Raw genomic sequence first — 19187 nt, forward strand, 5'->3', positions numbered from 1 at the left:
CCGCCATGCCCCGGCAAATTCCGTCCGGAATGCCCGTGCCGACACTGTCTTTCTGCAGGCAAACCCGCGTCATTTCTGCGAAAATGGGGGGATGAGCGAATCGCAAGCAACCCCCAACAGCACCCCCTCTCCCACTGACGGCTATGGCGAAGGCGCCATCCAGATCCTCGAAGGTCTGGAAGCCGTGCGCAAGCGCCCCGGCATGTACATCGGTGACACCAGCGATGGCACCGGTCTGCACCATCTGGTGTTCGAGGTGGTGGACAACTCCATCGACGAGGCGCTGGCGGGCCATTGTGACGATATCGTGGTCACCATCCACGCCGACAACTCGATTTCCGTGTCCGACAACGGCCGTGGCATTCCCACCGGCGTCAAGATGGACGACAAGCACGAGCCCAAGCGCTCGGCCGCCGAAATCGCGCTGACCGAACTGCACGCCGGCGGCAAGTTCAACCAGAACAGCTACAAGGTCTCGGGCGGCCTGCACGGCGTGGGCGTGAGCTGCGTCAACGCGCTGTCCAGCAAGCTGCGCCTCACCGTGCGCCGCGAAGGCCAGGTACACAGCCTGATGTTCTCGCGCGGCGTGGTGCAGGATCGCGTGATCGAGGTGGTCAACGGTGCCGAGGTGTCCCCGATGCGCATCACCGGCGAAACCGACAAACGCGGCACCCATGTGCATTTCCTGCCCGACACCGAGATCTTCAAGGAAAACAACGAGTTCCACTACGAGATCCTGAGCAAGCGGCTGCGCGAACTGAGCTTCCTCAACAACGGCGTGCGCATCCGCCTGAAGGACGAGCGCTCCGGCAAGGAAGACGACTTCTCCGGAGCCGGCGGCGTCAAGGGTTTTGTCGAGTTCATCAACGGCACCAAGAAGGTACTGCACCCCACCACCTTCCATGCCACGGGTTCGCGCCCGGCCGACAGCTACGGCGGCATTCCCGGTACCGAGATCGGTGTCGAGGTCGCCATGCAGTGGAACGACGGCTACAACGAGCAGGTGATCTGCTTTACCAACAACATCCCGCAGCGTGACGGCGGTACCCACCTGACCGGCCTGCGCGCCGCCATGACGCGCGTGATCAGCAAGTACATTGCCGACAACGAACTGGCCAAGAAGGCCAAGGTCGATGTCACGGGCGACGACATGCGCGAAGGCCTGTGCTGCGTGCTGTCGGTCAAGGTGCCGGAGCCCAAGTTCAGCTCGCAGACCAAGGACAAGCTGGTGTCCAGCGAAGTGCGCGCACCGGTGGAAGACATCGTGGCCAAGTCGCTGACCGACTACCTGGAAGAAAACCCCAACGATGCCAAGATCCTGTGCGGCAAGATCGTCGAGGCTGCCCGCGCACGTGAAGCCGCCCGCAAGGCCCGCGAGATGACGCGCCGCAAGGGCGTGCTGGACGGCTTCGGCCTGCCGGGCAAGCTGGCCGACTGCCAGGAAAAAGACCCGTCGCTGTGCGAAATCTACATCGTGGAGGGCGACTCCGCCGGTGGCTCGGCCAAGCAGGGCCGTGACCGCAAGTTCCAGGCGATCCTGCCGCTGCGCGGCAAGATCCTCAACGTCGAAAAGGCGCGCTACGAAAAGCTGCTGACCAGCAACGAGATCGTGACGCTGATCACCGCGCTCGGTACCGGCATCGGCAAGGCAGCCGAAGACGGCCACGGCAAGAGCAGCAGCGACGATTTCAACATCGACAAGCTGCGCTACCACCGCATCATCATCATGACCGACGCGGACGTGGACGGTGCGCACATCCGCACGCTGCTGCTGACCTTCTTCTACCGCCAGATGCCCGAGCTGGTCGAGCGTGGCCACATCTACATCGCGCAGCCGCCGCTGTACAAGGTGCGCCACGGCAAGCAGGAGCAGTACCTGAAGGATGGCAACGCGCTCAACACCTACCTGAGCCAGGTGGCACTGGAAGGTGCCCGCATTGATCCGGGCGATGGCCGCCCGGTGCTGGAAGGCGATACGCTGCGCACCCTGGCACAGCGCTTCGTACAGGCCAGCAGCGTGATCGAACGCCTGTCCGGCCACATGGACGAGCAGGCGCTGCGCACCCTGGCCGGCTTTGGCCCGGGCGACGGCGTGCATCTGAATCTGGACACGGCAGATAGCGCCGAGGCCAGCGCCCAGGCGCTGCAGCAGGCCATGGAACTGGCCGGCAGCACGGCACGCGTGACGCACGGCTTTGATGCCGTGAACGACACGCACTACCTGCGCATTGCGCGCATGCACCATGGCAACGAGCGCGCCAGCATCCTGTCTCCCGAGTTCGTGCACGGTGCCGACTACGCCGCGCTGCAAACCGCCAGCGACACCTTCAAGGGCCTGCTGGGCGAAGGTGCCAGCGTCACGCGCGGTGAAGGCGAACGCGCCAAGAGCCAGATCGTGGGCGATTTCCAGGACGCCATGTCCTGGCTGATGCAGCAGGCCGAAAACGCCGTTGGCCGCCAGCGCTACAAGGGCCTGGGCGAGATGAACCCCGAGCAGCTGTGGGAAACCACCATGGACCCGGCCGTACGCCGCCTGCTGCGCGTGCAGATCGACGATGCGATCGAGGCGGATCGGGTGTTTACCATGCTGATGGGGGATGAGGTGGAGCCGCGTCGCGACTTTATTGAGACGAATGCGCTCAGGGCGGCTAACCTGGATGTGTAATTCTGTCGGCTGACTGCATTATTCGGCCAATTTGCAAATGCCAGAGCCATTGCATCGGGCATTTGCATCCGCCAGATCTTGCCCACCATCATCAGGAAGTATTCAGGCTCCTTGAAAAAATGGGTGCTGCTTCTGGGGGTGTTAAGCGTAAATACCTTCCTGCTGATTTACGCAATATTCGGTAGTTAAGCAGCAACCAGCCAGGCCGAAGCCGCCGCCAGCATCGAGCGCAAACCCGTCTGCAGCGTCGGGTGGATCACCGGGGCAAACTGCGGTGAATGGTTGCTGGGAATCTGGCTGACGGTGCCGTTGGCCACATGGCTGGCATAAACTTCGGGGTCGGTGCCGCCCACAAACCAGAACACATAAGGCACGCCCCAAGTACGGCCAAACACGCTGAAGTCCTCGCTGGCCGACGCCGGCCTGGCTGCCAGATAACTCTTGTCGCCAAATTCCGCCTGGAAGGCCGCTGCCACCTGCTGCGTCGCCTTCAGGTCGTTTTCGGTGAGCGGATAGCGGTTGATGGTAGTGAACTCCGGTTCACGCGGTGCACCCGAAGCCTCGCATTCGGCACAGCAAATGCGGCGGATCGACTTGAGCATGTAGTCGCGCGTGCCCTCGCTGAAGGTGCGCATGTTGAGCTTGATCGTGGCGTCATCGGGAATGATGTTTGCCTTGGTGCCGGCCTGCAGCGAGCCAATCGTCAGCACCGCCGGCTCGGTCGGGGCCACCTCGCGCGACACAATCGTCTGCAGACGCACCACCGTATGCGCCGCCATCACCACCGGGTCTACCGTGGTGTTGGGCATGGAGCCATGGCCGCCACGGCCAAACAGCCTGATCTTCAGGCTGTCACCGGCAGACAGGGTCACGCCCGGGCGGTAGTTCACCGTACCGGCTTCGCCCACCATCACGTGCTGGCCCAGGATCACGTCGGGTTTCGGAAATCGGCCTGCCGGCATGTCGGCCACCATGGCGGCCGCGCCTTCTGCCGTTTCCTCGCCAGGCTGGAACACGATCATCACGGTGCCGGACCAGCCATCACGCTGCTGTGCCAGGATCTCGGCGGCACCCAGCATCCAGGTGATGTGCATGTCGTGACCGCAGGAATGCGCCACACCCACCGTGCTTCCATCAGAATCAGTCGCCGTGACGCCCGTGGCCTCGTAGGGCAGGCCGGTGGCTTCGGCCATGGGCAGTGCGTCCATGTCGGCGCGCAGCATCACGGTGGCACCCGCGCCATTGCGCAGCACGCATACCACGCCGGTCACGCCCACCCTGGTCGTGACCTCATAGCCCAGCGCACGCATCTTCCCGGCCAGGATGTCGGCGGTGCGCACCTCCTGCATCGACAGTTCCGGATGACGGTGAAAATCCTTGTAGATCTCTTCCAGCCGGTCCAGCAGCGGTTGGCCGGCATGGTGCAGGGCTTGCAACAGGGTGCTCATGGTGGTGTTCTCCAGAGACTGGAAAGGGACGCGGAGCCTTCACAGGCTTTCATCACGGAAAGCTCAGCTTGTGCATGATGTGCCGAAAAAATTCTACGCCGCTGCCCGCCGCCTGCATAGCGCTATTCCACATTGCCGGCGCACCTATCTGCGCCTGCGCTGCGTCACCCTGGTCACAGCGTGATCGCCAGCAAAAAACGGCTGTCACCCCACAGGCAACAGCCGTTTTCCGGTCCATCCTGACGTCACGCATCAGGCCTCATCCCTGCGTCATCGACGCTTGAACAGCAGCGACACCACCGCCAAAATCAGGAAGACCACAAACAGGATCTTGGCAATGCCAGCTGCACTGGAAGCGATACCGCCGAAGCCCAGTACGGCAGCGATGATGGCAATCACGAAAAAGACGACAGCGTAGTGAAGCATGGTGTTCTCCTTGGTTTCCCATTTGAGCCATCCGCATCGCAGACGCTGTGTCTGCTCCCTGTGCGAATCGCCATGACTTCACTGTAAGCGCGCCGGTTGGGCAGCCGCATCAGCCGATGCCGCTGCCACGTGTAGGACTGGAGCGATGCTCTCAGGCCTTGCGCAGCACCACGCTGCCGATCGAATAACCGGCACCAAACGAGCAGATCACGCCCAGATCGCCCGTCTGCAGGTCGTCGCTGTGGCGGTGGAAGGCGATGATGGAACCGGCCGATGCGGTGTTGGCAAACTCGTCCAGAATCACCGGCGCTTCGTCAAAATCCGGCTCATGGCCCAGCAGGCGCTTGCCGATCAGCTGGTTCATGCTCAGGTTGGCCTGGTGCAGCCAGAAGCGGCGCACGCCGGCAGCGTCCAGCCCCAGCGACTGCAGCTGCGCGCTGATGTGCTCGGCGGCCATCGGGCAGACTTCCTTGAACACCTTGCGGCCTTCCTGACGGAAGACCTGGTCGCGATCTTCCGGATTGCGGTCTTCCGAACGGCTCATGAAGCCGGCGTTGTTGCGGATATGGTTGGAGAACTGCGTTGCCGCTCGCGTGCCCAGCACCTCCCAGCGGTTGGCAGAGCGGGCCTCTTCGCTGCGCTCCAGCACCACCGCCGTGCACACATCGCCAAAGATGAAGTGGCAGTCGCGGTCGGTCCAGCAGTGGTGCGCCGAGGTAATCTCCGGGTTCACCACCAGCGCCTTCTTCACCTGGCCGGTCCTGATCGCGTTGATGGCCTGCTCCAGACCGAAGGTGGCAGAAGAACAGGCCACGTTCATGTCAAAGCCATAGCCCTGCGCGCCCAGCGCATGCTGGATTTCCACTGCCATTGCCGGATACTGGCGCTGCATGTTGGAGGCGGCACAAATCACCATCTCGATGTCGCTGCCTGCCACGCCGGCGTTCTGCAGTGCCTGCTGCGCCGCTTCCACGGCAATCTCGGCCATCAGCGAGATCTGGTCATCGGGGCGCGGTGTCAGTTTGGGACGCATGCGCTCCGGGTCCAGCACGCCTGCCTTGTCGATCACGTAGCGCTGGCGAATGCCCGAAGCCTTGAGGATGAATTCCTCGCTCGACGGCGGCATCGCTGCCACTTCACCGGCCTCGATACGGGCGGCATTCTGCTGGTTGAACTGCTTGGCATGGGCGTTGTACGAAGCAACCAGCTCCGCGTTGGTGATCACCTGGGGAGCTACCCACAGGCCGGTTCCGCTGATGGTGACTTGATGCATGGCAATATGAAACGGAAATGACAGTAATCCTCCCATTGTAGGGCGGCAGGCCTATTTGCGAACGACCGTTCACCGCGCCACCAGCCGAATCTGCCTGCTTTTTCGCCACTCACCCTGCCAGGAAACGCAAAATCACGTGAAAATAACGGGTTAGCTAAAATGCCAGACAGGGCCGGCAGGCCTTCTGCAGGCAGACACGTACAAGAGGAACGCATGATTTCGGTTGAAAAAATTGGTGGAACGTCGATGACGGCCTTTGGCGATGTGCTGCGTCACATCATGCTGTACGACAAGTCCCGCATCTACGGTCGCATCTACGTGGTGTCTGCCTACTCCGGCGTCACCAACCAGCTGCTGGAACACAAGAAAACCGGCGAGCCCGGCATTTACGCCCTGTTCGCGCACGACAAGGACTACGCCGGTGCACTGGCCAATCTGGGCACCAGCCTGAAGCAGATCAACGCCGGCTTCGCCGATATCGGCCTGCCGCTGGACGTGGCCGATGCCTTCGTCGACCAGCGCATTGCCCAGGCGCGTGACCACCTGCAAGCCATGCACCGCGTGCTGGCCAGCGGCTACCTGAACCGCGACAACGTGCTGCTGGCAGCACGCGAGATCCTCGCCTCCATCGGCGAATCGCACAGCGCCTTCAACTCGGTCGAAATCCTCAAGGCCAATGGCGTGCCTGCCATCCTGATGGACCTGGCCGGCTTTGACGACCACGAGCCCTGGACGATTGACGAGCGCATCCACCACAGCTTCAAGGGCGTGGATATCGCCAACAGCGTGATCGTGGCCACCGGCTACACCAAGGGCACGGAAGGCATCATGCGCGAGTTCGATCGCGGCTACTCCGAAGTCACCTTCAGCAAGATCGCCGTCGAGGTCCAGCCCGACGAGGCCGTGATCCACAAGGAATTCCACCTGTCCTCGGCCGACCCCAACATCGTCGGCCTGGAAAACGCTGTCATCGTCGGTGCCACCAACTACGACGTGGCCGACCAGTTGGCCGATGTCGGCATGGAAGCGATCCACCCCAAGGCCTCCAAGCCCATGGAACACGCCGGCATTCCGATCCGCCTGAAGAACACCTTCGAGCCCGATCACCCCGGCACCCTGATCACCAAGGACTACGTGGGCGAACGCGCCCGTGTCGAGATCATCACCGGCAGCGACAAGGTCACCCTGATCGAGATCCACGAACCCGACATGGTCGGCGAAGTCGGTTTCGACCTCAGCGTGCTGGAAATCCTGCGCCGCCACCATATCTCCTACATGGTCAAGGCCACCAACGCCAACTCCATCGCCCACCTGATGTGGGACAAGTGTGTCACGCCCGAGCTGATCGAGGAGCTGCAAGGCCGCTTCCAGGTGGTCACGGTCAAGCCCAGCGCCATTGCCTGCGTGATCGGCTCCAACATCGCGATTCCGGGCATGCTGGCCCGTGCGGCACAGGCGCTGGCCGATGCCAACGTCAACGTCAACGCCATTTCGCAGACGCTGCGCCAGGTCAACATGCAATTCATCGTCGATCGTGACGACTACAAGCCGGCCATCAAGGCGCTGAACCAGGCGCTGTGCGTGCAGCCGCGCATTCCGGTACCGCTGGCCTGATCCTGCCTCGGCCGCGCTTGACTTTCACTCAGGCGCGGCGACAATCCGGGCATGACCGACAGTACCTACCCCGACTGCCCGCAGTGCGGCCAGTCCCATACCTATACCGATACCATCAGCTATTTCTGCCCCGACTGCGGCCATGAATGGCCCATGCAGGCCGATGCGGCCGACAGCGCCGAAACTGCCGAGGTGATCCGCGACGCCAATGGCACGCCGCTGGCCGATGGCGACGCCGTGATCCTGGTGAAGGACCTGAAGGTCAAGGGCAGCTCACTGGTGCTCAAGAAGGGCACCAAGATCAAGAGCATCCGCATTGCCGATGGCGGTGGCGGCCACGACGTGGACTGCAAGACCGAGCACGGCAGCATCATGCTCAAGTCCGAGTTCCTGAAAAAGGCCTGAACCGGACCGATCGCCCCCACGCCCATGCCGCCGCCTTCCGTGTCCCGTACCGCCCGCTTCGGCACCTTCTGGATCCTGCTGTTCTGGCTGGTACTGGGTGCCGGGCTGTATTACGTGTTCCAGTTCCAGGAACAGCAGCAACAGCAGCGTTACCAGGCGTATACCAGCAGCACGGGCGAGCTGGTGATTCCGCGCAGCCCGGACGGCCATTTCTACGTCAAGGGCGAGATCAACGGCGAGCCGCTGCGCTTCATGGTCGATACCGGAGCCAGCATGGTGGTGGTCAGCGATGCCTTTGCCGAGCGCGCCGGCCTGCAGGGCGGTGCCCGGGCCATCTTCCAGACCGCCAACGGCGAACGCGCAGGCCGCGTGCTGCGCAATGTCCCGGTGCTGGCCGGCGGCCTCAGCCACAGCCGCACCGAAGTCGGTATCGGCCTGATCATGGACCAGGACGATTTCGGCCTGCTGGGCCAGAGCTTTCTGTCGCAGTTCGACATGCTGATCCAGGACCGCCAGATGGTGCTGCGACCGCGCAACAACACCCGCTGAGCCTGTTTCTGCAGCGGCCTTGGTACGCCAGGTGCCAGATGCGGCAGAATCTGCTGCATGCAAGATACCCACGCCCCCACTCCTCCCGCTTCCCGCAACCGTCTGCTGTTCACCTCCGGCACGGCATGGCTGTTCGACGCCATGGATGTGGGGCTGCTGTCCTTTGTCCTTGCCGCACTCAAGCTCAGCTGGGATCTGACACCCGCGCAAATGGGCTGGCTTGGCAGCATCAACTCGATCGGCATGGCGGTCGGCGCACTGGTGTTCGGCATCTGGGCCGACAAGGTGGGGCGGCGGCGCGTGTTCATCGCCACGCTGCTGCTGTTTTCGCTGGCCAGCGGCCTGAGCGCCTTTGCCACCAGCCTGGCAATGCTGATGCTGCTGCGCTTCCTGATCGGAGCCGGCCTCGGCGGTGAGCTGCCGGTCGCTTCCACCTATGTGTCCGAGCGCGTTCCTGCCCATGAGCGTGGCCGCATCGTGGTGCTGCTGGAAAGCTTCTGGGCCGCCGGCTGGCTGCTGGCTGCACTGATCGCCTATTTCGTGATTCCGCAGTTCGCACCCGATACCGGCTGGCGCGTGGCCATGCTGCTGGGCGCGCTGCCAGCGCTGTACGCCCTTTACCTGCGTCGCAGCCTGCCCAGGGATGAACCGATGCTGGAACGCGTCAGCGTGCCACCCTGGACACAGCGTCTGGCACGCCTCTGGTCCGCCGACTACCGGCGCAACACGCTGATGCTGTGGCTGCTGTGGTTCATGGTGGTGTTCTCGTACTACGGCATGTTCCTGTGGCTGCCGAGCGTGATGGTGGCCAAGGGCTACACCCTGATCAAGAGCTTTGAATACGTGCTGATCATGACGCTGGCCCAGTTGCCGGGCTATTTCACCGCAGCCTGGCTGATCGAACGCGCCGGCCGCAAGTTCGTGCTGGTGGTCTATCTGCTCGGCACCGCCGCCAGCGCCTGGGCGTTTGGCAATGCCGCTACCGAAAGCACCCTGCTGCTCTATGGCGTGCTGCTGTCCTTCTTCAACCTCGGGGCCTGGGGCGGCCTGTACGCCTACACGCCCGAGAACTACCCGACCGCCATCCGCGGCAGCGGCGTCGGCACGGCAGCTGCGATTGGCCGTGTCGGCGGCATCATCGGCCCGCTGATGATCCCGACCCTGGGCGCTGCCGGCTGGAGCACCAGCGCCATCTTCACGCTGTTTGCCGTATCGATCAGCATTGGCGCACTGGCGGTGCTGCTGCTGGGCCGGGAAACCAGGGGCCAGGAACTGGCCTGACACAACAAGGCCTGCGCACCAGCGTGGCAGGCCTTGTCCGGCACAAGCGGCTGTATCTTCCCGATGCAGCCGCTTGTTGCTGCCCGCTCAGCCGGCTTTCTGCACCAGCCTGCCACTCTGCATATCGCGCAGTGCCTGGAAAATCTGCTCCTGCGTGTTCATCACGAACGGGCCGTACTGCACGATCGGCTCGCGCAACGGCTTGCCGGCAATCAGCAACACCTTGCTGTCCACGCTGGTCTCGATCACCACGCCGTCCGAGCCCGGCGTCTGCGCCAGAATGCCCAGACGCTGCGTGCCTACCGCCTGGCCGCCTACCTGCACCTTGCCGCGGTAGACATAGACAAAGGCATGGTGACCTTCCGGAATCGGCTGCTCGAAGCGGCTGCCCGCCGGCATGTGCAGATCCAGATACAGCGGCTGGGTGGCCTCGCGCTGCACCGTGCTGGCCAGACCATGGCTCTCGCCGGCAATCACGATCACTTTCACGCCCTCGGCGGTGGTCAGCTGCGGCAGGTCGGCGGCCTGGAAATCCTGGTACCAGGGCTTGCACATCTTGTCGCTGGCCGGCAGGTTCAGCCAGAGCTGGAACCCTTCCATCGTGCCTTCTTCCTGCTGCGGCAGCTCGGAGTGGATCACGCCGCTGCCGGCGGTCATCCACTGCACGCCGCCATTCTCCAGCAAGCCTTCGTTGCCGGCGCTGTCGTTGTGCCGCATGCGGCCGGCAATCATGTAGGTGATGGTTTCAAAACCGCGATGCGGGTGGTCCGGAAAACCGGCAATATAGTCGTCCGGGTTGTCGCTGCCAAACTGGTCCATCATCAGGAACGGGTCCAGCCGCTGCTGCAGTTCGTTGGAAATCACGCGTGTCAGCTGTACGCCGGCACCATCGGAAGTCGGCTGGCCAGCCACCAGATGCTCGAGTTGACGTGGCGTACGGACAGGGCTTGCTGTAGTCATGAAATAATCTCCTTTGAAATCGTATATGGGAATACTTTCATCGATTGCAATAGTCTATTCACTTCGCTGCTGCTGCTCCACCAGCAGCAGCATCTCCAGTAGCTCCCGGTAACGCGTGCCATCATCCTGCGTGTTGTCGAACAGGAACAGCTCCGGATACTCGGCCGGATCGGGCTGGAACAGGCGCGTGCGGTACTGCTCCCAGTGCTGCAGCTTCCACTCGTCATTCGGGTTGCCGCGCTGCTCGATGCGGCGGCGTGCCTCGGCTTCCTGCAGGTGCACCCAGACCACGGTGACCTGCACTTCCGGTCCGACACGCAGCCAGTCGCGGTCAATCAGCTGGTGCGCCCTGATCTCGCGTGACAGCGGTGCCACCACCAGCACATGCGTGCCCAGTTGCAGATTGTCGCGCGCCGTATCCAGCAGGCCCGCATATTCCGGATTGCGCAAATTGTCCAGGTAGACCGGGCTGTCACGGTCGTTCGGGTTGCCAGTCAGCACACCCATCACGGCCGAGCTGAAATTGCCGTACAACGTGTCCTTGTCCAGCATGCAGTAGGAATCCTCGCTGCGGTCATTGAGTTCGCGCACCAGTCGCCTGGCCAGCGTGGTCTTGCCGGTACCGGCGTGTCCGCACAAAAAAATGAGATGGGGCATGGCAGTGGTATCGTGGAAAAATCTGCTGGACGCCAGCGCGCCCATGCACCCATTATCTGGAGTTCCCGCCAACCATGTCAGCCATCAGCCCTTCCGATCCACGCCGTCCTGCCCTGTTGCTGGCCTCTTTCCTCCTGCTGCTGATCCTGGCCGTATCCTTCACCATGACTGGCGACCGCATGACCTGGCTGCTGGAAACGCTGCCGGTCATGATCGCCCTGCCGCTGCTCTGGGCCACGCACAAGCGCTATCCGCTCACCAGCCTGCTCTACGGGCTGATCTTCCTGCACTGCGTGGTACTGATCTACGGCGGCATCTACACCTATGCCAAGACGCCGTTCGGCTTTGTGCTGCAGGACTGGCTCGGCACCATGCGCAACCCCTACGACAAGATCGGCCACTTCGTGCAGGGCTTCGTGCCCGCCATGATGGCGCGCGAAATCCTGCTGCGCGGCGATCATGTCAAGGGGCCCTGGTTGCGCAGCTTCCTGATCATCTGCGTGGTGATGTTCATCAGCTCCTTCTACGAGCTGCTGGAGTGGTGGGTGGCATTGCTCAGCGGCGAATCGGCCGAAGCCTTTCTCGGCACCCAGGGCGATCCGTGGGATACCCAGTCCGACATGGGCTTTGCCCTGCTGGGCAGCATCTGCGCCTTGCTGTTGCTGTCGCGCTGGCATGACCGGCAGCTGCGGCGGCTGCCTGCTGGCGGTTCCTGATATCTGCTTCTGCGCCCTCCGGCAAGCGCCCTGGTCTGACAAGCCTGTCACGGAATACGGGCTATAGTGGGATTTCCACACTGTCGTGGACACCATTGCAGAAAGGAAGCAAGAAATGTCTCATGAAGGTTATCACGAGCCTGTCAGCGAACTCACCGACGCCACGCGCGACATGCACCGCGCCATCGTCTCCCTGATGGAAGAACTGGAAGCCGTGGACTGGTACAACCAGCGCGCCGATGCCTGCAAGGATCCCGAGCTGAAGAAGATCCTGGAGCACAACCGCGACGAGGAAAAGGAACACGCCGCCATGACGCTGGAGTGGATCCGCCGCCAGGATCCGAAGTTTGACGGCTTCCTGCGCGAATTCCTGTTTCAGGATGGCAGCGTCACCGAAGCCGAAGAAAACATGCACAAGAAATAATCCCGTGCCATGCACAGAGCATGCCGCACGCACCGGCGGCGGCATGCTTACAGGATTTGGCCCTTCTCGATGATGTACTCGATCAGGAGTTTGGCCACAAAGCCGGTGAAACCCAGACCCAGTGCCAGAAACAGCCAGAAGGTGCCGGTCTTGCCTGCCTTGGACTCCCAGGCCAGCTGCGCAATGATGAACACCATGTAGAGCATGAAGGCCCCGACGCCAAACGTCAGGCCGAACCAGGCAATCTGCTCTTCGCTGTATCCAAACATGCTGTGACTTCCGTGTAATGCTGGGGACGCGCCGCGTCCGGAAAAAGATGCTGCTAGTGTAATCCAGCCCTCCAAGACCCTGATGCTGTTGCCGGATCCCGCGCTGGCACTGTCGCCGGAAACAGCAATGGCCTGCAGTGCAGGCCATTGGCTGGTTGGTAGCAGACGGGCTGCTTACTTCTTCTTGGCAGGTGCCTTGCGCTGTTGCTGCGGCTCGGGCTGTGCCGTCATGTCGTCAAACACCTTCTTCTGGTCACTGTCCAGCGTGTTGTACAGCGCCAGGTTGGCATCGTAGCGACGGTTCATGAAGGCGCTTTCCTCGCTCATGCGCTGCTTCAGGAAGGCAATGCGCTGCGTCGTGTTCATGGCATTGAACTGCTTTGGCGTGGGCGTGGCGCTCGGGCGGAAGTCCTGGTTGTAGGTGTTGAGAAAGCTGTTCCAGGCCCCTTCCTGGGCGGCGGTGATCTTCAGCGCAGCCTTGGCTTGCTGCATCGGCGCTGCACCCTGCTGGGCATGCGCCATACCGGCCAGGCCGACACCGGCTGTCAGGGCAATCGCCATGGCTGTCTTGCTGATCATCTTGCTGATAGTCATATCTTTCCTTGTCCTCGGACACTAGCGCGGTCACCACCGTGGCGTACCGCATGGATATCAGTATTGCGCGGAATTTAGGCCGCAGACGTTATCAGGGCCAGAGTTTTGTAACCAAACCTGTGGTGGCTGCGCCCATCAGGCTGTCCTGCCTTGACCACAGGCCTGACCTTCCAGCGAATCCAGAATCGGGCAATCCGGGCGTTCATCGCCATGGCAGGCATGGATCAGCGTTTGCAGGGTCTGCTGCATCGCCTGCATGTCGGCAATGCGCTGCGCCAGCGCATCGGCATGGCGTTGTGCCAACTGCCGTACCTGGGCGCTGCTCCGGCCCTGGTCACGCCACAGCCCGAGCAGCTCGGTCAGCTGCTCCATGTCAAAACCCAGGCTGCGCCCACGCTGGATAAAGCGCAGCGCATGGATATCGTTTTCGTCGTACAGGCGGTAGCCGCTTTCGCTGCGCGCAATGCCGGGCAGCAGACCCTGTGATTCATAGTGCCGGATCATGCGCGCCGACAGGCCGGACAGGCGCGTGGCCATGCTGATATGCACCGGCCACTGCGTGTACTGCACCGTGTGCTGGATGTTCCGGAGGCGCGTGGCCATGCTGATATGCACCGGCCACTGCACCAGTTCCGGGTTTGGCACTTCAGCCATGCAGGATCTCGGTCTCGTAGCCTTCCTCGACAATCGCGGCGCGCAATGCAGCTGCATCGGCGGCAGACTGCACTTCAACCAGATTGGCGGCACGGTCGATGCGTACCTGCGCATCTGCATCCACCTGCTGGATCGCCTGGATCACGGCTTTTTCGCAATGGCCGCAGGTCATGCCGGTTACCTGGAAACGTTGGGTCTGGGACATGGTCTTTCCTTTCTGCTTCAGCAGGTACCCTGTGTACCTGCCATAGCATCATGATGCACCTTGCCATGATGTCAATGTCAAGCCGGGGGCATTCCGGCACGGCTGCCTGCTGCCGGCCTGTTTCACGTGAAACACGGCCGACCGGTTCAGGACTGGACTACAGGGCGTGCCAGGTAGTGCTGCTCCCGCGTATTGCTGTAGCCATCCCCGCCCAGCTTGCCCAGCGCATCCAGCTTTTTCGGGTCGATGCCCTTTTCTCCGGCCACGCTGTCGCTGACCTCGATACCGATCACGTCAAGCAGCATCATGGTGCCGCCCATGGGCAAGGTGGAAATCGGCAGCACTTCACGCAAACGGCATTCATAGCGTACCGGTGCATCCACCACACCCGGCACCTGCACCAGGCGGCTATCGGCACGTTGCAAACCGGCCAGATCAAATTCGCTGATCTCGGGCGGATACAGGCCAGCGCAGCTGTTCATGGCTTCGAGTTGCGAAGTAGCAGCGATCTGCACCACGCATTCGCGTGTTTCCAGCAGATTGCTCAGCGTGTCCTTGTGCGGGCGTTCTTCCGTGCGTTGCGGCGGATTGACCTGGGTGATGGCCAGGATGGGCGGGTTGACACTGGCCACGGTAAAGAAGGAATACGGTGCCAGGTTGTCCACCCCGGCCGCGCTACGCGTGCTGATCCAGGCAATAGGGCGCGGAACTATGCCGTCAACCAGCAGCTGATAGACGTTGCGCGGGGGAACAGGGGCATTCTCCTGGGTCAGGTCAAAGAACATGGTGGGCCTCTACAATTTATCTATAAATATAACATTCATGATTGCCTGAATATGAGGCACATCCAGGCAATCTCATCACAACACCAGCGCAATCTGTCTCCTGCAGCGCCTGCAGGCCGTCTGGGCAGCTGGGCAAGCCCTTGCCCCCTGGGCTGAAAGAAATAACGCCTCCAGGGCTTGCTGGAGGCGTTTACGCACGGATTCGCTGCAGGGGGCTCAGTGGCTGTCCAGCTGCGGCAGCTTGATCCCCAGGAATGCCAGCAGCAGACGACTGCCGGCAATCAGGCTGGCCGCTACCACGATATTCCAGAAGGTGCTCATCCAGCCCACTTCAATCAGCCCCAGCAGGATCCAGTTGCCGACAAAGGCGCAGGTGGCATAGGGCGTGGGATCGCTCATCAGCATGGGCTTGGTGTTGCAAACCACATCGCGCAACAGGCCGCCAAAGGTGGCGGTGATGACGCCAATCATCACACAAGGCATGGGTGGCCAGCCCAGCAGCATGGCCAGATGGGTGCCGGTGGCGCTGAAGATGCCCAGGCCAATGGCATCGGCCACCATGATCATGCGCTGCGACAGCCAGCTCGACATGCGCAGTGTCAGGCTGGACAGCACCGACATGAACAGGATGCCCCACAACAGCTCGCTTTGCGTGACCCAGTAGAAAGGACGTTGCTGCAACATGATGTCGCGCAGCGTACCGCCGCCAAAGGCTGCCAGAAAGGTGGCGATGAAGGTGCCTACCGCATCCAGCTTGTTGTCTCGTGCGACAAACAGCCCGGACAGGGCAAAGGCAAAGGTGGCAATGACCTCGAACGCGAAAAACACGGTCTTCACGTCAATCGGTATGGGCGGGACATGTACGGAAATCATGGCGTGGTGATTTTTTTGTTCAGGGCGAACTTGTCCCCTGTCTTTTAAAGAATCTTATATATATAAGTAGTAGTAGTAGTAGAGGGGCGGCGGTTTCTGTGGATAACTGTTTTTTTTCCTGTTGTCTCAAGCAGTTGCCGTACGCGACAAGTGGTGCATGAGCGCGTATCCGGGCTGTGGACCGGCAGACAACAATTGTCGCTCCGATCCGGAATCTGTGGATAAGCCCTGGCTTATGCAAAACTTGTCTACAGGGTTGTGCCTTGACGCTGGTTGGCGGGAGCAGTAAGTCGTTCCAGCTGTTCCAGAAACTGCATGGCGTGGACGCGTGTGCGTGCCGGATCCGGATCGGTGCCGCACATATCGGCTGCCGGTGCCAGCTGGCTGCAGACGGCCGGCCGTTGCGGCTGGCCAAACAGGCGGCAGCGCTTGTTGTCGTCCAGTTGTCCACAGGGAACACCGGCCGGTTTCGGACGTGCCGGACCACCTGCGGGATCGGGAATCGGTGTGCTGATGCTGGGCGCGATACAGCAGGCAGCACAACCAGGCCGGCAGGCCATGGCAGGGAGGTGATCGGTCATGGGACTTCCAGAGTGAACAGGGGGTTTACAGACAGGATCAGCCCCAACCGCTAAAATGGCGTCCCGGAAGCTTTTTTTCCAGGCACGTCACGTTTCCGGCAACCCGGTCCGGTGCATTGGCGTGCTTTTTTGTCCAGTCCTTGTCAAGCGGTTATACATGATTTATCCACAGGAATTCGACGTCATCGTGGTCGGTGGCGGCCATGCCGGTACCGAAGCGGCGCTGGCTGCAGCACGCATGGGTTGCCAGACCCTGCTGCTGACGCACAACATCGATACCCTGGGTGCCATGAGCTGCAACCCCAGCATTGGCGGTATCGGCAAGGGTCATCTGGTCAAGGAGGTTGATGCACTGGGCGGTGCCATGGCGCTGGCCACGGACGAAGCCGGCATCCAGTTCCGCACGCTCAATTCCAGCAAGGGCCCGGCCGTACGCGCCACGCGTGCCCAGGCCGACCGTGCGCTGTACAAGGCTGCGATCCGTCGCATGCTGGAAAACCAGCCGCATCTCTCGCTGTTCCAGCAAGCCGTGACCGATCTGATGGTGGAAGGTGATCGCGTTACCGGAGCCGTGACTGAAGTTGGTATCCGCTTCCGCGGTCGCACCGTGGTACTGACTGCCGGTACTTTTCTTGATGGCCGTATCCATGTGGGCCTGAACAACTACCAGGCCGGTCGCGCCGGCGATCCGCCCGCAGTATCGCTGTCGGCGCGGCTCAAGGAACTGCAACTGCCGCAGGGCCGCCTCAAGACCGGCACGCCGCCGCGTCTGGATGGTCGCAGCATCGATTACAGCCGGCTTGAGGCACAGCCGGGTGACGGCATGCCCGGTGGCCTGAATCCGCAGTTGCCGGTGTTCAGCTACATGGGATCGGTGGCCATGCACCCGCAACAGGTACCGTGCTGGATCACGCACACCAATGCGCGCACACACGACATCATCCGCAGCGGTTTTGACCGCAGTCCGATGTTCACCGGCAAGATCGAGGGCGTGGGCCCACGCTACTGCCCCAGTGTGGAAGACAAGATCAACCGCTTTGCCGACAAGGACAGCCACCAGATCTTTCTGGAGCCGGAGGGCCTGAGCACACACGAGATCTACCCCAACGGCATTTCCACCAGCCTGCCCTTCGATATCCAGTACGCCCTGGTACGCTCCATGCCGGGTCTGGAAAATGCGCATATCCTGCGCCCGGGCTATGCCATCGAGTACGATTATTTTGATCCGCGCAGCCTCAAGGCCAGCTTCGAGACGCAGCAGATCCACGGCCTGTTCTTTGCCGGCCAGATCAATGGCACCACCGGTTATGAAGAGGCGGCTGCCCAGGGCCTGTTTGCCGGCTGCAACGCCGCGCTGCAATGTCTGGGCAAGCCGGCCTGGCTGCCGGGGCGTGACGAGGCTTATCTGGGAGTGCTGGTGGATGACCTGATCACCAAGGGTGTGACCGAACCCTACCGCATGTTCACCAGCCGCGCCGAGTTCCGCCTGCAGCTGCGTGAAGACAATGCCGATATGCGCCTGACCGAAAAAGGCCGTGAACTGGGTCTGGTGGATGATGCGCGCTGGGATGCCTTCAACCGCAAGCGCGATGCTGTTTCACGTGAAACAGAGCGCCTCAAGTCGACCTGGGTCCATCCCAGATCCCTGCCGGCTGAAGAAGCTGTGCGTGTACTCGGCAAGGCGATCGACCACGAGTACAACCTGGCCGATCTGCTGCGCCGGCCCGAAGTCACGTATGCCAGCCTGATGACGCTTGACGGTGGCAGGTATGTCAGCCCCGAGTTGCCTGTTTCACGTGAAACAGCCACGGCTGATGAGCAGGTTGCGATCATCGAACAGGTGGAAATCGGCATCAAGTATGCCGGCTACATCAACCGCCAGAAAACGGAGGTCGAGCGTGCCGCCTATTACGAGCATCTGGCGCTGCCACAGGATTACGATTACATGCAGGTACCGGCACTGAGTTTTGAGGTACGCCAGAAACTCAACCAGCACCAGCCGGCCACGTTGGGACAGGCATCGCGCATCAGTGGTGTCACGCCGGCAGCGGTATCGCTGCTGCTGATCCACCTGAAGAAATCGCGCCAGTTGCCGGAACAGCAGGAGCAGGCATGAACATGGAAAGCGGATTGCGCCAGGGCCTGGCAGCCCTGTCCCTGAGCTTGGATGATGAGCAGATCGCCCGGCTGCTGGCCTATCTGGAACTGCTGCAGAAATGGAACCGCGTCTACAACCTGACGGCCGTGCGTGACCCGCAGCAGATGCTGACGCATCACCTGCTGGACAGCCTGGCTGCCGTGCCGCCCTTGCAGGCCTATCGCCGGCAGCATGTGGCGCACAGCCTGCTGGACGTCGGATCGGGTGGCGGTTTGCCGGGCGTGGTGTTTGCCATCTGTTGTCCGGACCTGCAGGTCCATTGTGTGGACACGGTGGGCAAGAAGGCTGCCTTCATCCAGACTGCAGCAGCGCAGCTGCGCCTGTCGAATCTGAAATCGATCCATGCACGTGTGGAGCAGCTGCAGGATCGCTACGATCTGATCAGCAGCCGCGCCTTTGCCACGCTGGCCGATTTCACCGCCTGGTCGCGTCAGGCGCTGGCTGAAGATGGCTGCTGGATGGCGCTCAAGGGCAAGCATCCGCAGCAGGAGATCGAGGCGCTGGCGCAGGATATCACCGTGTTTCACGTGGAACAACTGCAGGTGCCGCAGCTCGATGCCGAGCGCTGCATTGTCTGGATGCGGTTGGAAACGACTGCTGCTGCCAGCTCGTTGCAATTGAACATGCCGACATGACGCAGCTTTCATCAG

General features: G+C 61.8%; 21 protein-coding genes. 9 read left to right on the plus strand and 12 right to left on the minus strand.

The window, feature by feature from the left end; all coding sequences use genetic code 11:
* Window positions 1-91: 91 nt before the first annotated feature.
* On the plus strand, window positions 92-2665 hold the full coding sequence (gene gyrB / locus C513_RS0104710; protein WP_018714884.1) for a DNA topoisomerase (ATP-hydrolyzing) subunit B: 2574 nt from the start codon (window positions 92-94) through the stop codon (window positions 2663-2665).
* 185 nt (window positions 2666-2850) lie between these two features.
* Here gyrB and C513_RS0104715 read toward each other — a convergent pair whose 3' ends face one another.
* The 3 genes from C513_RS0104715 to C513_RS0104725 all read right to left on the minus strand — a co-directional run bounded on the left by C513_RS0104715 (window position 2851) and on the right by C513_RS0104725 (window position 5812).
* Window positions 2851-4113 (minus strand): amidohydrolase, encoded by a 1263-nt coding sequence (locus C513_RS0104715; protein WP_018714885.1) that lies wholly within the window; start codon window positions 4111-4113, stop codon window positions 2851-2853.
* Window positions 4114-4383: 270 nt separating this feature from the next.
* Entirely contained in the window at window positions 4384-4539 is a 156-nt protein-coding gene (locus tag C513_RS13855) for a DUF1328 domain-containing protein (protein WP_018714886.1), read from the minus strand.
* A gap of 151 nt (window positions 4540-4690) precedes the next feature.
* Window positions 4691-5812, minus strand: coding sequence for a beta-ketoacyl-ACP synthase III (locus C513_RS0104725; RefSeq protein ID WP_018714887.1), 1122 nt, complete (start codon window positions 5810-5812; stop codon window positions 4691-4693).
* 213 nt (window positions 5813-6025) lie between these two features.
* Here C513_RS0104725 and C513_RS0104730 point away from each other — a divergent pair, with 213 nt between their 5' ends.
* The 4 genes from C513_RS0104730 to C513_RS0104745 are packed head-to-tail and all read left to right on the plus strand — an operon-like array spanning window position 6026 to window position 9661.
* Window positions 6026-7426, plus strand: a complete 1401-nt coding sequence (locus C513_RS0104730; RefSeq protein ID WP_026320550.1) for an aspartate kinase — start codon at window positions 6026-6028, stop codon at window positions 7424-7426.
* A gap of 51 nt (window positions 7427-7477) precedes the next feature.
* Complete coding sequence (locus C513_RS0104735; RefSeq protein WP_018714889.1) at window positions 7478-7831, plus strand: zinc ribbon domain-containing protein YjdM; 354 nt, start codon at window positions 7478-7480, stop codon at window positions 7829-7831.
* Window positions 7832-7855: 24 nt separating this feature from the next.
* Entirely contained in the window at window positions 7856-8380 is a 525-nt protein-coding gene (locus tag C513_RS12725; protein ID WP_018714890.1) for a retropepsin-like aspartic protease family protein, read from the plus strand.
* A 57-nt stretch (window positions 8381-8437) separates the two neighbouring features.
* The gene (locus C513_RS0104745; RefSeq protein ID WP_018714891.1) at window positions 8438-9661 is read left to right on the plus strand and encodes an MFS transporter; all 1224 of its coding nucleotides are present in this window, start codon (window positions 8438-8440) and stop codon (window positions 9659-9661) included.
* An 87-nt stretch (window positions 9662-9748) separates the two neighbouring features.
* On the opposite strand, the gene C513_RS0104750 is transcribed toward C513_RS0104745, so the two are convergent.
* On the minus strand, window positions 9749-10621 hold the full coding sequence (locus C513_RS0104750) for a pirin family protein (RefSeq protein ID WP_026320551.1): 873 nt from the start codon (window positions 10619-10621) through the stop codon (window positions 9749-9751).
* 54 nt (window positions 10622-10675) lie between these two features.
* A complete protein-coding gene (locus C513_RS12730; RefSeq protein ID WP_051084392.1) occupies window positions 10676-11278 on the minus strand; it encodes a P-loop nucleotide/nucleoside kinase family protein in 603 nt (200 codons plus the stop codon).
* A gap of 74 nt (window positions 11279-11352) precedes the next feature.
* On the opposite strand from C513_RS12730, the gene C513_RS0104760 reads away from it, so the two are divergent.
* Together C513_RS0104760 and C513_RS0104765 are read left to right on the plus strand one after the other, a co-directional pair.
* Window positions 11353-11994, plus strand: coding sequence for a DUF2238 domain-containing protein (locus tag C513_RS0104760; RefSeq protein ID WP_018714894.1), 642 nt, complete (start codon window positions 11353-11355; stop codon window positions 11992-11994).
* A gap of 115 nt (window positions 11995-12109) precedes the next feature.
* Window positions 12110-12418 (plus strand): encapsulin-associated ferritin-like protein, encoded by a 309-nt coding sequence (locus C513_RS0104765; protein WP_018714895.1) that lies wholly within the window; start codon window positions 12110-12112, stop codon window positions 12416-12418.
* Between the two features lie 47 nt (window positions 12419-12465).
* Here C513_RS0104765 and C513_RS0104770 read toward each other — a convergent pair whose 3' ends face one another.
* The 7 genes from C513_RS0104770 to C513_RS0104800 form a co-directional block, all read right to left on the minus strand.
* Window positions 12466-12687, minus strand: a complete 222-nt coding sequence (locus C513_RS0104770; RefSeq protein ID WP_018714896.1) for a DUF2788 domain-containing protein — start codon at window positions 12685-12687, stop codon at window positions 12466-12468.
* A gap of 174 nt (window positions 12688-12861) precedes the next feature.
* The gene (locus tag C513_RS13625; RefSeq protein ID WP_018714897.1) at window positions 12862-13281 is read right to left on the minus strand and encodes a Spy/CpxP family protein refolding chaperone; all 420 of its coding nucleotides are present in this window, start codon (window positions 13279-13281) and stop codon (window positions 12862-12864) included.
* A gap of 135 nt (window positions 13282-13416) precedes the next feature.
* The gene (gene cueR, locus C513_RS12740) at window positions 13417-13884 is read right to left on the minus strand and encodes a Cu(I)-responsive transcriptional regulator (RefSeq protein WP_051084393.1); all 468 of its coding nucleotides are present in this window, start codon (window positions 13882-13884) and stop codon (window positions 13417-13419) included.
* Between the two features lie 43 nt (window positions 13885-13927).
* Window positions 13928-14140 (minus strand): heavy-metal-associated domain-containing protein, encoded by a 213-nt coding sequence (locus C513_RS0104785; RefSeq protein ID WP_018714899.1) that lies wholly within the window; start codon window positions 14138-14140, stop codon window positions 13928-13930.
* Between the two features lie 146 nt (window positions 14141-14286).
* Entirely contained in the window at window positions 14287-14925 is a 639-nt protein-coding gene (locus tag C513_RS0104790; protein WP_018714900.1) for a flavin reductase family protein, read from the minus strand.
* 216 nt (window positions 14926-15141) lie between these two features.
* Window positions 15142-15798: a trimeric intracellular cation channel family protein gene (locus C513_RS0104795; RefSeq protein ID WP_018714901.1), complete on the minus strand. Its 657-nt coding sequence runs from the start codon at window positions 15796-15798 to the stop codon at window positions 15142-15144.
* A 248-nt stretch (window positions 15799-16046) separates the two neighbouring features.
* Window positions 16047-16379 (minus strand): hypothetical protein, encoded by a 333-nt coding sequence (locus C513_RS0104800; RefSeq protein WP_018714902.1) that lies wholly within the window; start codon window positions 16377-16379, stop codon window positions 16047-16049.
* 157 nt (window positions 16380-16536) lie between these two features.
* On the opposite strand from C513_RS0104800, the gene mnmG reads away from it, so the two are divergent.
* Window positions 16537-18495, plus strand: coding sequence for a tRNA uridine-5-carboxymethylaminomethyl(34) synthesis enzyme MnmG (gene mnmG / locus C513_RS0104805; RefSeq protein ID WP_018714903.1), 1959 nt, complete (start codon window positions 16537-16539; stop codon window positions 18493-18495).
* Window positions 18492-19172: a 16S rRNA (guanine(527)-N(7))-methyltransferase RsmG gene (rsmG, locus tag C513_RS0104810; protein WP_018714904.1), complete on the plus strand. Its 681-nt coding sequence runs from the start codon at window positions 18492-18494 to the stop codon at window positions 19170-19172. The genes mnmG and rsmG overlap by 4 nt, the downstream gene beginning before the upstream one ends.
* The last annotated feature ends 15 nt before the right edge of the window (window positions 19173-19187 follow it).

This window comes from Allobrachymonas chironomi DSM 19884 (assembly GCF_000374625.1).
GTDB lineage: Bacteria > Pseudomonadota > Gammaproteobacteria > Burkholderiales > Burkholderiaceae_C > Brachymonas > Brachymonas chironomi.